The sequence below is a fragment of the Pseudomonas antarctica genome (assembly GCF_900624995.1).
GTDB classification, from domain to species: Bacteria; Pseudomonadota; Gammaproteobacteria; order Pseudomonadales; family Pseudomonadaceae; genus Aquipseudomonas; species Aquipseudomonas antarctica.
The window spans coordinates 17,867-31,950 of sequence record NZ_UYXQ01000003.1 but is presented as its reverse complement, the minus strand read 5'-3'; the positions used below and the strand labels follow the sequence as shown (position 1 = coordinate 31,950).

Sequence of the window (14,084 nt, the reverse complement as noted above, 5' to 3'; positions counted from 1 at the left end):
GCGGTTTCTGAATATTCCCAAGTCTGGAAAGCATGCCGTTGGGCGTCTGGAACGGTTAGGATAGCCGCCTGTTTCAGTCAGTCTTTTTCGGGAGTAGCCCATGAGCGCCGTCAATCGCGCAGCGGTGGAAGCCGTTCTTCGCCAATACACCGACCCCTATTTGAACCAGGACCCGGTCAGCGCCGGCTGTGTACGCGCCATCGAGGTCCAGGGCGACCAGGTGTCAGTCCAGTTGCAACTGGGTTATGCCGCCGGTCTGTTCAAGAGCGGTTGGGCGCAAATGCTGCAAATGGCCATCGAAGGCTTGGACGGCGTGCGTTCGGCCAAGGTCGACATCCAGTGCGTGATCGCCGCGCACAAGGCCCAGGCGCAGATCCCGGGCCTGGCCAACGGCAAGAACGTGGTCGCCGTGGCGTCCGGCAAGGGCGGCGTGGGTAAATCCACCACGGCCGCCAACCTGGCGCTGGCCCTGGCCCGAGAAGGTGCCCGCGTGGGCATTCTCGACGCCGACATCTACGGCCCCAGCCAAGGCGTGATGTTCGGCATTGCCGAAGGCACCCGACCCAAGGTCAAGGACCAGAAGTGGTTCGTGCCGATTGAGTCGATGGGCGTTGAGGTCATGTCCATGGCTTTTCTCACCGACGACAACACGCCGATGGTCTGGCGCGGGCCAATGGTTTCAGGCGCCTTGCTGCAACTGGTCACCCAGACCGCCTGGGGCGACCTGGATTACTTAGTGATCGACATGCCGCCAGGCACCGGCGACATCCAGCTGACCCTGGCGCAGAAAGTCCCGGTGGCCGGTTCGGTGATCGTGACCACGCCTCAGGACCTGGCGCTGCTCGACGCCAGAAAAGGCGTGGAGATGTTCCGCAAGGTCAACATCCCGGTGCTGGGCGTCGTGGAGAACATGGCGGTACACATCTGCTCCAACTGCGGGCATGCCGAGCACCTGTTTGGCGAGGGCGGGGGCGAGAAGCTGGCAACCCAATACGGCGTCGAACTACTGGCCTCGTTGCCGCTGGCGATGGAAATTCGTGAACAGGCTGACGGCGGCAAGCCCACTGTGGCGGCCGAGCCCGACGGGCAGATCGCTATGATCTACCAAGAGCTGGCCCGTCATGTGGGCGCGCGGATCGTCCTGCAAGAAGCGGCTGCGCCGGCAATGCCGACGATTACGGTGAGCGACGACTGATCGGTTTGAAGGAGAAAAAGCCTCGACTGTGTCGGGGCTTTTTCATGCCTGAGGATTCGTCAACGGTTCCCAAATACGCATTTACGCAATGGCGTGTGTAAGCATTCGCTTACTTTTGGGTAAGTGTTTGGTTTTTTTACCGGGCGTGTACGTCCTGATTTTGTGAAAGATTTTTTTATCTCGTTGAAATATAACAATTATTTATTCCAATTTGAGTGCTGAAGTCTGTCAGTCCACGGGTTGGATCCCGTTGAACTTCCCTTGGAACTCTCTAACATCAGCCCTGTGTCCACGGATTGACACAGCCATCAAGGAACGATGGTTGAAGGAACGTCGCAGGATGCGATTCATCAGGACGATGAAAAGGAATACAGGGACTAGGGAAAAAATGTGGGCGGGTCATACCGCCCCTTTTTTTTGCCTGTAGAAAAGTGAAACCCTCCGCGCAGAAACGCAAAAAGGCCCGCAAGGGGCCTTTTTATCGGGCGGCGGCGCGTTTAGCGCTCGAGGTCTGCAATCTTACCTTTCTTGCCATCCCACTCCGCTGCATCAGGCATTGGCTCTTTACGCTCAGTGATATTCGGCCAGATTTCCGCCAAATCAACGTTCAACTGAATAAATTCCTGCATCTCTGCCGGGACTTCGTCCTCGGAGAAAATAGCGACGGCCGGGCACTCTGGTTCACACAGGGCGCAGTCGATGCACTCATCCGGGTGGATAACCAGGAAGTTCGGGCCTTCGTAGAAGCAGTCCACCGGACACACTTCGACGCAGTCGGTGTACTTGCACTTGATGCAGTTGTCGGTAACGACGAAGGTCATTTCTAATTCTCTCCTCAGGCGGCGGCAGCGAAACCCCTTGTGGTGGGGTTCGCGAGGTTCGGGAGCGATAGTCTGCAGGCCAGGCTAAAAGCCTGCAGCATCCCAAACCGCGCGAGAGTCTACCAGCTTGCAAGCGTCTGCGTTATATCCGAGTCTGCAGTGCATATAACATTTCGAGCGCTTTGCGCGGCGTCAAGCCGTCCACGTCAAGCTTAGCCAACTCATCCAGCACCGGATGCGGCAAGCTGGCGAACATATCACTCTGGTGCGGCGCGCTGGGTTTGTTGCTGACTTTGGCCGGGCTGGCCACGGGTATCTCGTGGGGCAGGGCGGTTTCTTCCAGGCGGCTCAGGTGCTCGCGGGCACGCGTGATCACCTCGCTCGGCACACCGGCCAGTTGCGCCACGGCCAGGCCGTAACTCTGGCTGGCCGGCCCCGGCAGCACGTGGTGCAGGAACACGATGCGCTCGTTGTGCTCGGTGGCATTGAGGTGCACGTTAGCCACCAGCGGCTCGCTTTCCGGCAATACGGTCAGCTCGAAATAGTGCGTGGCAAACAGCGTATAAGCGCGCAGATGCGCCAGGCGCTCGGCCGCCGCCCATGCCAGGGACAGACCATCAAAGGTGCTGGTGCCGCGCCCCACTTCATCCATCAGCACCAAGCTGCGTTCGGTGGCGTTGTGCAGGATGTTGGCGGTTTCGCTCATTTCCACCATAAAGGTCGAACGGCCACCGGCCAGGTCATCGCTGGAACCGATCCGGGTGAAAATGCGGTCCACCAGCGACAGCTCGCAACTGGCCGCCGGTACAAAGCTGCCGATATGCGCCAGCAACACGATCAGCGCGGTCTGGCGCATGTAGGTGGATTTACCGCCCATGTTCGGACCGGTGATCACCAGCATGCGGGTATCGTCATCCAGCGACAGGTCGTTGGCAACGAACGGCGTAGTCAACACCTGCTCCACCACCGGGTGGCGCCCCTGCACGATGCGCATGCACGGCTCGCTGACAAAACGCGGGCAGTTCAGGTCGAGGTTCAGCGCGCGCTCGGCGAGGTTGCTCAACACATCCAGTTCCGCCAGGGCGGCGGCGGTGTCTTGCAGTGGCGCCAAACGGCTGATCAAGTCTTCGAGCAAGGCTTCATACAGCATCTTTTCCCGCGCCAGAGCGCGGCTCTTGGCCGACAGTGCCTTGTCTTCAAACTCTTTGAGCTCCGGCGTGATGAAACGCTCGGCACCTTTAAGGGTTTGACGCCGCTGATAGTCGATCGGCGCCGACTCGGCCTGCTTGCTCGGCAACTCAATAAAGTAGCCGTGCACGCGGTTGTAACCGACTTTCAAGTTGGCCAGGCCCGTGCGAGCTTTTTCGCGGGCTTCCAGGTCAATCAGGAACTGCCCGGCGTTTTCGCTCAGCGATTGCAGCTCATCCAGCTCGGTGTCGTAACCGGTTTTCAGCACGCCGCCGTCACGGATGATCGCCGGCGGGTTGTCGATAATGGCTTTTTCCAACAGCGCCGCGAGGTCCGGGTAAGTGCCGGCGGTCACGGCCAACTGTTGCAGGTGCGGCGTGTCGAGGTGGGTCATCGCTGCTTGCAACTGCGGCAGCGCGCTCAAGGCATCGCGCAGGCGTGCCAAGTCACGCGGCCGCGCATTACGCAGGCCGATCCGCGCCAGGATGCGCTCGATATCACCGATTTCTTTCAGCTGCGGCTGCAGCATTTCAAAGCGATAGCCATCCAGCAGGCAGGTAATAGACGTCTGGCGCGCTTGCAGCACAGTCAGGTCGCGCAGTGGGCGGTTCAACCAACGGGTCAGCAAGCGGCTGCCCATGGCGGTCTGGCAACGGTCGACCACCGATTGCAGCGTGTTATCGCGGCCACCGGCCAGGTTGGTGTCCAACTCCAGGTTGCGACGGCTGGCGCCATCGAGCACCACGGTATCGTCCAGGCGCTCATGGCGCAGGCTGCGCAAATGCGGCAGGGCGGTGCGCTGGGTTTCCTTGGCATAGCCGAGCAAACAACCGGCGGCGCCGATGGCCAGGGTCAGGTTTTCGCAACCGAAACCTTTAAGGTCTTGCACCGAGAATTGCTGGCACAGACTCTTCAACGCCGAATCACGCTCAAAGTCCCACGGCGCACGACGCTTGGTCCCACGACGCTTCTCCGCTGGCAAGTCCTTAGGCCAATCATCCGGGATCAGCAACTCCACCGGGTTGATACGCTCCAGCTCCGCCAGCAAGTTCTCCCAGCCCTTGATCTCCAGCACGCTGAAATTGCCGCTGGTGATGTCCAGCACCGACAGGCCGAACAAACGCTCATCGCCCAACACCGCCGCGATCAAGTTGTCACGACGCTCATCCAGCAACGCCTCATCACTCACCGTGCCCGGCGTAATAATGCGCACCACCTGACGTTCCACCGGCCCCTTGCTGGTCGCTGGGTCGCCGATCTGCTCACAGATCACCACCGACTCGCCCAGCTTCACCAGCTTGACCAAGTAGCCTTCCAACGAATGGTAAGGAATCCCACACATCGGAATCGACTGCCCCGCCGACTGCCCGCGCGCGGTCAAGGTGATGTCCAGCAACTTGGCGGCCTTCTTCGCATCCTCATAGAAGATCTCGTAGAAGTCGCCCATGCGATAGAACATCAACTGATCAGGGTGCTGGTTTTTCAGACGCCAGTACTGCTGCATCATCGGCGTGTGGGAGGACAGATCGGAGGTGTTTTTACTCATTGGATAGTAGGCAAATTCGTTGAAAGTGATGGGGCAAAGGGGGCGCGTGGTCCAGTGTCGATCAGTTGCGCAGCGCGGACTTCCAAACGACGCAGGCCGAATGTGCGAGCGGTCGAGCCTTAGCGAGGCTGCGAAGGGATCGCCGCGCTGTACCTGCAGGCCGCAGGCCCTGCATCGCTGAAGTTCGAAAGCTCAACATCGTGCCCAATCGGGGTCACTTAACTGATCGGCATTGGGCGCTTGGCCCAGCATTTTTGCGATGGGCGCAAGGTTAACACGTGAAGTCGGGGCTTCGCAGGTCGTAAACGGCTAGGTAAAACACAAAAAAGGGCGGCGCCTTTATATAAGCGCCGCCCTTTTTTACTGTCGGCCCTTAATGATTGTTAACAGGCGAATCCAACACCTTCACCACATCATCAATCACCGCCTTGACCATCTCCTGCAAGTAATGCGACGCCCAGGCGTAACGGTCCGTCTCCTTGGTCATCGCCGCATCTTCTGCGAGCTGCTTGGCAACGTGGAGGAGGTCGGAGGCGTGATGCAAGGCTTCGTGCAGGGAAACACCGCAGTTGACGCGGAATAGAGGTTGGTCGGAGTGAAAGGAGAAGGGGTGACGCCGAGGGTGGTTAACGCAGACGGATTTGTAGCGGTCATCGGTAAAACTCCCATATCAATTGAGAGCTACCACGTTCGTTGTTTGAACGAATGCGTGGCGCTTTTGGCGCCTGCATCTAGACGGGTTATCAGGCCCGGTCGCTGAATTGGCAGCGACGGAGGGAGGGTAGCGTGGTGGTGGGGTGGGTGCAACTGGGAAATGGGAAACCTCCGTGCTCCGCCAGTTGCCATCGGACCCAGGCGGAAGGATACGCCCCGGAAATGATCACCTAAAGATGTAAGACCTCTGGTCAGTGGCTTAAAGGTGAAGGCAGCTTTCGGCCAGAAACGGTCACTTGTCAGCACCTAGAACTGCCTCAGCTAACTGGTCATCGAAGTATTCCGTGTCATCGCGGGGCTCTGAATCCAATCGCCGCTTGGCCTCGGCCAACATTTGAGGAAATGCGATTCGCTGGTTCAGAAAAGTAGCGACCATGAGATCTGACAGTTCTTTAAAAGGAGTGTCCCAGGCATCTCGACAATGCTGTAGTAACGTTGTCGGAGCCTCTCCTTTCCAAGGGCCAATGATGTTGGCTACTGTCGTCGGTTGGACCATTGGCATCAATTGGTACTGGTTTGGAAAAAGGGATTCTACCCACAGACCGCACGCAGTGCGAAGGGCCGCTTTGGGTCGAAAGCGGTCAGGCGCGACCGGCTGCTTTCGACCCATAGCTGACGTTGGCGACAGGCAGAAACCGGCCAGTATGTGACCATTCAAAAGTCCGGGAACAGTCTTCCGACCTTGTTCAGCCCCACAAGACGAATGAACCCCCGCGGACTGACGGGCTCGGACAGGTAGGTACCGTCCCTCGGATTCATCGCGATTGTCTGCTCACCATTCCACCAAAGCAGATCTCCGTTGTCAGAAATGCTCCATAGCATGTAGCTGGACAGATCAATGCTGTGCCAGCGCTCGGATTTTATGAAGTCCCAGTCAGTATTCTGCTTGCGCAGATTGAGGTTCGGGTTGTCTGAATCGTCCAGGATGGAAAAAAAACCATAGGGACGAGCCCCGAAATCCTGAAGCACCGCCTCCAGTTCAGCCTTTACCTCAGACATGTCCAAAATTTTTCCTTATTAAACTCTCATTCTGATGCCGCAATATAGCTAATGAGAGTGCCCTTTAGTAAGTCTCGTTGGGAACGGCTGATAGGCCCTCTATCATGTTGATCGCAGCCTTTCATGGCAGGCAGGAGTCGGCCAGAAGCGGACGTTTTTGATTTGTCGGTACTAGGTTGATTTGACCATCCATCTGTACTGAATTTGATCCGCCCCTTATTGAGCGATACCACACTCAATCGCCGTTCTTCGCCTCCCATGTGGCAAGCAGGAAAAGCGCAGTTGAGCCCGCCAGATTCACTGCCAGTTCTGCATGCCGTGGAGCAGCCTTCACCCCGCTTTTTCCTTTTCCGTGAGCATCGCTTAGACGATTCCGAAGCGCGCCTAACCCTTCTATAACTGCGGTACACCCTCCGAGGATTTGCTTGAACACGACCTCTTCATGCTGTGCCTTCGTCAGATTTAAAAGCGTAGCTGTTTGTTTGTAGAGCTTGTTCAGATCAGGAGTCGTCTCATGGTCGCTCGTTCCGGCTTCGTCAAGAATGTGTTTGCATACCGATTCTATGAGCGTACGAGCCATGGTAATAGCTCCCTCGGGGTCAGTTGAGCGCCTTTCAAGCGCCTTTGTCCAAGCGATCCGAACGTGTTCAGCGTCAATGCGGTCCAGCGCCTCCGAGACAACGATATCCGAAGGGTGCTCCCCACCCGATTCAGCGAAGTCGACGAGCGCCCTAAAATCATCCCAGATGAACTTCCTGCGCTCTGCGTAGCTTGGGAATTTCGGCTGGATGAACCCCCAAAACTGATCCAAATTCCTGTAACGACGCACCCACGCGGGCACCAGCGAGGCCACACGAGGGTCATCAAGAACGCTCTGCCGGTAAAGAGGGTAATCCCGCTCATCATCGTCGTTTCCATTCCCGGTTGAACGATTGATGTAAATCGATTGCAAGCCTTCAACTTCATCAATGAGAGCCATGGCTTCCCTTCCTTCGTGCCTGTATACCAAACAGTTATACCAGCTCACGATTGCCTGTGAACCTAGCTCGTAACGGCATCTCTGCGCGGGCGTCTTCGGGGGCGGAGGTTCCGCACAATCTCAGATCCGCTACTCACCATATGGCTGAATGACTGCATTTGGCCGATAACAGCCTCTCAGACTTTGAAATTGACGAGTGCCTAGGCCCCCATTGCTTACTGACATGTTGGCTAACGCCTTCTGGATTTGCACTAAATATGCAAATTAGCATTTGCCAACCCCCAAAACACCCGGCACTATCCCCGTTATGCAAAAACGCAACGTATCTATCGTCTTAAGAGAACTGCTGGACCGCGACCGGATCTCCCCCACGGAGCTTCACCGGCGTACCGGCGTGCCTCAATCCACACTCTCGCGGATCCTCAGCGGCAAGATCGTTGACCCGTCGGACAAGCACATCTCACGCATCGCCGAGTACTTCCGCGTCAGCACCGACCACTTGCGCGGGCGCGCGGCGGTGGGCGCTTTGCGCGATGACGGGCGCGACCCGATGCATTCGGAACTCAAGGACATAAGCCTGTGGGACGACGACACGCCCGTTAATGATGACGAGGTGTCGATCCCCTTTCTGCGCGAGGTTGAATTGGCTGCTGGATCAGGAAGATTCGTCATCGAGGAAAGCGAGAAGGCCAGCTTGCGTTTCGGCAAACGCAGCCTGCGGCATAACGGTGTGCAGTTCGACCAGGCCAAGTGTGTGACGGTGCGCGGCAACAGTATGTTGCCGGTACTGCGCGACGGCGCCACGGTGGGCGTGAATGCCGGCAAAAGCGGCATTGGCGACATCGTTGATGGCGACTTGTATGCCATTAACCACAATGGCCAGTTGCGGGTGAAACAGCTCTACCGCCTGCCTTCCGGGATTCGCCTGCGCAGTTTTAATCGCGATGAGCACCCGGACGAGGACTACAGCTTCCAGGATATCCAGGATGAGCAGATCAGCATCCTCGGTCATGTGTTCTGGTGGGGCATGTACGCCCGTTAACCTTCTTACGTAAGACCAAGCCCGCCAACGAGCGGGCTTTTTTTCGCCTGTAGAAAACCGTCGAACCCTTACCCCACAAGGCTTCAAATGCATTAATGCATTTGGCTGGGAAAAATAAATGCATTTGTGCATTAACTGTATATGCATACATGCATATTCTTCATCTCAAGCCAGCCAACAAGGCCTGGTGGAGGCGGCAAGGATGCTGCCAAGGAAGACAAGGAAGGCACGCAACATCGGCAAGGACGCCATCGAAGCGATGGCAGGGATGCCAGGCAACACCGGCAAGGATGCCGACGCTCTTTAGTTTTACCGCTTCAAAAAACAGGCAGCGATGAACCGGCCTTAACGGTTCAGAGGGTTGGCAACTGACCCGGGTGTGCAGCGTAAAGCACCAGAAGCAGTTATCCGGCAGACAGGGATCGTGGTCGGAAAAACATTGAGGAAAGAACCGTACCGCGCCAGTAGCGCCGAAGGTTCGAGGACATCATTACTGAAAAGCCCGGGCAACCGGGCTTTTTGGAATGCCTACCGATAAATGGATTTACCCCAACAAAGCCGGCACCGCGCCGGTAATGCTCAGCCAGGAGGCGTGACATGACAAACGAGCAGCAAGCGTTAGCGGAAATGCCTATCTGGCTGGTGATCGCACTGGCCGTGATCGGCGGTGTATCCGGCGAAATGTGGCGCGCCGACAAGGAGGGCGCGCGGGGTTGGTCGCTGATTCGGCGCCTGGCCTTGAGGTCCGGGGCGTGCATGGTCTGCGGGGTGTCAGCCCTGATGCTGTGTTACGCCGCCGGCATGTCGATCTGGACGGCCGGCGCCATTGGTTGCCTGACCGCCATGGCCGGTGCGGATGTAGCCATCGGCCTTTATGAGCGGTGGGCGGCCAAGCGCATCGGCGTCAACGAAGGCTCCCGCCAGGACCCGCAGTAACCGTTGCAAGGACGCTACTCAAAATGACGCTTATCGAAAAACCCTCCCAACTGCCCCAAGCCATTGGCGACGCACTGCACGCCGCGTTCCCGGACCTGAAGGTCGGCACTCATCAGGACTTTCAGGGCGCCGAGGATAAAACCGGCGTATTGATCACAGTCGAGGGCAACGGCCCGGGCATTCGCTCCCGCGAAGGCCGTAAGGCCCACGCCTTGGCCATTTCGCTCAAGGCCATGGTCGCGCCGGGTGCATTGCCGTTTGATGCCTGCGACCTGGCCAGCCAACTCATGGACCTGGTGCTGGATAACCGCTGGAACCTGCCGCAGGCACAGTGCGATTTGCCGACGAATATCGTCGCCGCTCCCTCTCTGCGGGCCACTGCGCAAACGGACTACGACACTTGGACCGTTTCCTTCACGCAAACCCTCTATCTCGGGCCGGTGCTGCTCAACGATCCCACAGGCCAGCCGCTGTTTGCCCGCACTTGGGAAGTGTCGAACATCAACGACCCCGATCAATACAAACCACTGGCGGAGTAGCCCATGTTTGACGCGCTGTTACGCCTGCAACTGGGACCGATCATCGAGCGTTTAGTGGAGATGGAAACCCAGCTCGAAGACCTATACCGACGCGCCGATAGTTTCTGTCGAATCGGCGTGTGCCAGGAAGTCGATGCCGCCAGCAACACCTGCAAGGTCAGCCATGGCGACTTGCTCACACCGGCGATCCGCTTTTTCAACCCCAGCGCCGGTGCCCAAACCGAAACCCGCATCCCCACCGTGGGTGAGCAATGCCTGTTGCTCAACTACGGCGGCGGCGAGGGCGGTGCGCAATCAGTGGCGTTGTTTGGCCTCAACAGTGATCGCTTCCCGCCGGTTTCCAACGTGGCGACGCTGACCCGACGCCGCCATCAAGACGGCACCCAAAGCGACTACGACGACGCCAGCCACACCTTCAACTGGGTCAACGGCCCCACCACCTTCAGCGGTTCCCGCGAACAGGTCGACATCAAGGTCGGCGCCGCCCGCCTGACGATGAGCGCCCAGAACATCACCCTGCAAATCGGCGGCACCCGCCTGTTGCTGGATGCCGGCGGCGCGCACTTCAGCGGCCCGGTGGTGGACCACCAAGGACGCGTCATCAGCCCCTGATAAGGACATCCCATGATCGGAATCGATCGAAACACCGGGGCAGCCGTCGATGACTGGCTGCAATTCGTGCAGCGCGCCACCCGAGCGTTGACCACCCCTTTGGGCACCCGCCAGAAGCGTCCGCTGTATGGCTCGATGATCCCGCAACTGCTGGGCCAGAACCTCGGCGACGACCTGCTGATCCTCGCCCAAAGCCACGCCGCCCAAGCGTTCTACAACGCGCAGAACGGCATCGGCGACTTCCAACCCCAGGTCATCGTCGCCACCCGCCAAGGTGCCGGCCTGTTGCTGCGTTTTGCCGGCACCTGGAAAAACCGCCAACAAACCTTCGAGGTCGTGACATGAGCATGTTGATCCCCGGCCAGAACCAACTGGCGGAGCCGGCCATCGTCGCGGTGGATGAGTTCGAACCGTTGCTGGCTGAATTCAAGGCGTTTGTCGTCGATTATGTCGCCACCCGTGCGCCGCAAAGCGCAGCCAAACTCAAGGTCAGCCTCGACAATGAAAGCGAGTTACTGACCCTGGCCCTGGAAGCCTTTTGCGTGCGCCTGCAAACCCACGAGCGCAAATACAATGCGCGTATCAAGCAGATGCTGGCGTGGTGGGCCACCGGCAGCAACCTGGATGCACGCCTGGCCGACATGGGCCTGGAGCGCCAAGTACTCGACCCCGGCGACCCGGCGGCTTTCCCACCCGTGCCGCCGACGTTGGAAAGTGATGACGATGCGCGCCTGCGTTATTACCTGGCGCCACATGCGCCGGCCGCAGGCTCGCGGATGCAGTATCGCCGCGAGGTGTTCACCCTCGGCGAGCGGCTTTCGGTGAACGTGCAAAGCGCGACACCGGGCGTGGTGACGGTCAGCTACACCTTTGATCCGGACGGCTATGCGGCCCAGGTCAAGGATGGCAATGGCCGTCGAACGGCGCCCGGCGAAGTGATGGTCACCGTGCTTTCTCGTGAGGGCGACGGCACGCCGTCCGCCGATTTGCTTGACGGCGTTCGTCGCCATTTCGCACGGCCGGATGTACGACCGGAGACTGACCTGGTCAGCGTGCAAGGTGCGCACATCCTGCCGTACAAAATCCGCGTGGTCGCCAAGATCAACGCCGGCCCGGATTCGGGGCTCACTCAAGTCGCCGCACAGAAACTGCTGCAGGACTACGCAGCGTCTTGTCATCGGCTGGAAGGGCGAGTGGACCCGAGTTGGATTGACTATGCGATTCACAGTGCAGGGGCTGCGCAACTGCAGATCCTTGAGCCTCTGGCGCCGATCGTTGCGACGGCCTTCCAGGCGCCGTTCTGCAGCGGGGTTGAAGTGGAGGTGCGCACGCTATGAGTGAGCGCAAACCGAGCCTGTTACCCGCCAACAGTTCGCCCTTGGAAAAAGCACTGGATCAAGGCTTCGGTCAGTTACTCGAGCGAGTCATGCCGCCGTTTCCCGAATTGATGAACCCGACGCATACCCCCGCCGATTTTTTACCGTATCTGGCGGCTGACCGAGGGGTAAACGAGTGGAGCGCTACTGCTCCAGAGGTCGAAAAGCGCGCAACAGTAAAGCTTGCCTGGCCGACCGCTCGGCAGGCAGGCACGCGAAAAGCGCTTGAGAACGCGGCCAAAGGCCTGCAGCTGATCCCCGAAGTACGGGCCTGGTACGAACAGTCCCCGCGAGGCAAACCTTATAGCTTTGCCATCAGGGCTTTCTCCGAGCTGCCCTACAGCGAAGAAATCGATGCACGACTGGACCGGCGCCTGGCGGAGGCTAAAAGCGAGCGCGACATTTTTACTGTCACGGTGGGTTTGAGCGCGTTTGGCCGCCACTCCATCGGGGCGGCTACCGTCTGCGGTGAGCTGACCACCATTTATCCGATTGTTATTCAAGGGCTCGAAGCGTCTGGCGTGGTCTTTATGGCTGCGGGGCTCTACACCGTCGAAACCGTCACTATTTATCCACAGGGGTCCTAAATGGCCGACTTTTATACCCTGCTGACCAACGCAGGGATTGCTTATGAAACTGCCTGCAAAGCTGCTGGCGTACCGATCAAACTCGCGCAAATTTCAGTCGGTGACGGCAATGGCGCCGTCTACAACCCCGACGCCACGGCCAAAGCGCTGAAGCGTGAAGTGTGGCGTGGGCCGTTGAATGCGCTGTTTCAGGACGAGAAAAATCCGAGCTGGTTGCTGGCCGAGGTGACGATTCCACCTGAGGTCGGTGGGTGGTATGTGCGCGAGGCCGGGCTTTGGACTGATACCGGCGTTCTTTATGCAATCGTTAAGTACCCGGAGTCGTTCAAGCCGGTGTTGGCGACGTCGGGTTCGGGGAAAGAGTTCTATATTCGCTCGATTTTCGAGACCAGTAATGCGTCGCTTGTGACGTTGTTGATTGATGACACGGTGGTCAAGGCGACGCGGGCTTGGGTGACCGGTTATGTGGCTGATGAGTTGGCCAAGCTGGATGCGAAACAGTCGGTGCGTGTGGCGACTACGGAAAATATCACTCTGAGTGCAGCGCAAACAATTGATGGCTTGGCTGTTGTGGCGGGTGATCGGATTCTCGTTAAAAATCAGACAGCCGCAAAAGATAACGGCCTTTATGTTGTAACGAATGCGGCATGGGTTAGGACTAAAGATGCGGACGCCAGTGCCAAGGTGACGTCAGCGATGACGGTGTCGGTTGAGCAGGGTGCGACGCTTGCCGATACGATCTGGCAGCTGGTTACGGATGGGGCCATCGTTCTGGGAACAACAGCTTTGGCTTTTCAGAATGTGACGCAAGGATTCGCGCCGCTCAACTCTCCAGGTTTTTTGGGTACTCCCATGGCGCCTACCGCGCCTAGGTTCAACGTGAGTAACGCGCTGGCGAGCACGGAATTTGTGCAGAGAGCATTGGGTAACTACGGTAGCGTTTCAGTGATGTCTGTCAGTGAAACGTTAACGCCGCAATTTTTCGGAAGAGTATTGCTACTCAACTCAGGTACGGAATTTACGGTAACGCTGCCGCCCTCCAGTTCCGGGCCGATGGGAGGTGTTATTTCTTTTCGAAACGTAGGCACGGCGAACGCGAAGCTGTTGCCATCGGGCGCTGATACGTTAGCGGTTATAGCAACCAGGACGCAGACGAGCTTGGTTATCCCGCCTGGCTCATCGGTGGATTTGGTCTTGCAGGGAACTAACTATTTCATGTCGGGCACGTCGGTATTGAAGTTAGCTACCGAGTTTGCCGCCTCGCTAGGCTACTCCGGCTACAAGAAGGAACCCAGTGGGTTGATCACCCAATGGGGGAGCACCGTTTCGTCCGGAACTCAATCGGGAAACTGGTCCGCAACGCTGCCAATAACGTTCCCAACGGCCTGTCTAAGTGCATCCATTCTAGGAAACGGAGGGGCAACGACGTTCTCTGTTTTGCCGATGACGACTAACGCACTTATGGCCACCGCGATGAACTCTATGACGGGCGAGAAGCTTTCAAATCTTGGTGGGTTTTTCATCGCTGTTGGGTACTGAATAAGGGGAAT

General features: G+C 58.1%; 13 protein-coding genes and 1 pseudogene. 9 read left to right on the top strand and 5 right to left on the bottom strand.

All coding sequences use genetic code 11. The features are described from left to right. The first annotated feature begins 100 nt into the window (after positions 1–100). Complete coding sequence (gene apbC / locus E0F99_RS03055; RefSeq protein WP_130908700.1) at positions 101–1,195, top strand: iron-sulfur cluster carrier protein ApbC; 1,095 nt, start codon at positions 101–103, stop codon at positions 1,193–1,195. Positions 1,196–1,692: 497 nt separating this feature from the next. Here apbC and fdxA read toward each other — a convergent pair whose 3' ends face one another. The 5 genes and pseudogenes from fdxA to E0F99_RS03030 form a co-directional block, all read right to left on the bottom strand. Continuing rightward, complete coding sequence (gene fdxA / locus E0F99_RS03050; RefSeq protein WP_083359895.1) at positions 1,693–2,016, bottom strand: ferredoxin FdxA; 324 nt, start codon at positions 2,014–2,016, stop codon at positions 1,693–1,695. 142 nt (positions 2,017–2,158) lie between these two features. After that, complete coding sequence (gene mutS / locus E0F99_RS03045; RefSeq protein WP_083359894.1) at positions 2,159–4,750, bottom strand: DNA mismatch repair protein MutS; 2,592 nt, start codon at positions 4,748–4,750, stop codon at positions 2,159–2,161. Positions 4,751–5,123: 373 nt separating this feature from the next. After that, positions 5,124–5,404: pseudogene (locus E0F99_RS03040) on the bottom strand (DUF3077 domain-containing protein). Between the two features lie 714 nt (positions 5,405–6,118). After that, complete coding sequence (locus E0F99_RS03035; RefSeq protein ID WP_083359893.1) at positions 6,119–6,463, bottom strand: hypothetical protein; 345 nt, start codon at positions 6,461–6,463, stop codon at positions 6,119–6,121. A gap of 235 nt (positions 6,464–6,698) precedes the next feature. Beyond that, complete coding sequence (locus tag E0F99_RS03030; RefSeq protein WP_083359892.1) at positions 6,699–7,442, bottom strand: abortive infection family protein; 744 nt, start codon at positions 7,440–7,442, stop codon at positions 6,699–6,701. A 307-nt stretch (positions 7,443–7,749) separates the two neighbouring features. On the opposite strand from E0F99_RS03030, the gene E0F99_RS03025 reads away from it, so the two are divergent. The 8 genes from E0F99_RS03025 (at position 7,750) to E0F99_RS02990 (ending at position 14,073) form a co-directional block, all read left to right on the top strand. Continuing rightward, positions 7,750–8,484, top strand: a complete 735-nt coding sequence (locus E0F99_RS03025; protein ID WP_073637233.1) for a LexA family transcriptional regulator — start codon at positions 7,750–7,752, stop codon at positions 8,482–8,484. A gap of 597 nt (positions 8,485–9,081) precedes the next feature. Further along, positions 9,082–9,420 (top strand): phage holin family protein, encoded by a 339-nt coding sequence (locus E0F99_RS03020; protein WP_083359891.1) that lies wholly within the window; start codon positions 9,082–9,084, stop codon positions 9,418–9,420. A gap of 23 nt (positions 9,421–9,443) precedes the next feature. After that, positions 9,444–9,959, top strand: a complete 516-nt coding sequence (locus E0F99_RS03015; RefSeq protein WP_083359890.1) for a hypothetical protein — start codon at positions 9,444–9,446, stop codon at positions 9,957–9,959. Between the two features lie 3 nt (positions 9,960–9,962). After that, a complete protein-coding gene (locus E0F99_RS03010; RefSeq protein WP_083359889.1) occupies positions 9,963–10,571 on the top strand; it encodes a phage baseplate assembly protein V in 609 nt (202 codons plus the stop codon). A 12-nt stretch (positions 10,572–10,583) separates the two neighbouring features. Continuing rightward, positions 10,584–10,916 carry a phage baseplate protein gene (locus E0F99_RS03005; protein WP_083359888.1) on the top strand — a complete coding sequence of 111 codons (333 nt, stop codon included), beginning with the start codon at positions 10,584–10,586 and terminating at the stop codon, positions 10,914–10,916. Then, entirely contained in the window at positions 10,913–11,908 is a 996-nt protein-coding gene (locus tag E0F99_RS03000) for a baseplate J/gp47 family protein (protein ID WP_083359887.1), read from the top strand. The genes E0F99_RS03005 and E0F99_RS03000 overlap by 4 nt, the downstream gene beginning before the upstream one ends. Then, positions 11,905–12,534 carry a phage tail protein I gene (locus E0F99_RS02995; RefSeq protein ID WP_083359886.1) on the top strand — a complete coding sequence of 210 codons (630 nt, stop codon included), beginning with the start codon at positions 11,905–11,907 and terminating at the stop codon, positions 12,532–12,534. The genes E0F99_RS03000 and E0F99_RS02995 overlap by 4 nt, the downstream gene beginning before the upstream one ends. Continuing rightward, positions 12,535–14,073, top strand: a complete 1,539-nt coding sequence (locus tag E0F99_RS02990; protein WP_083359885.1) for a phage tail protein — start codon at positions 12,535–12,537, stop codon at positions 14,071–14,073. It begins immediately after the preceding gene. Positions 14,074–14,084: the final 11 nt, after the last annotated feature.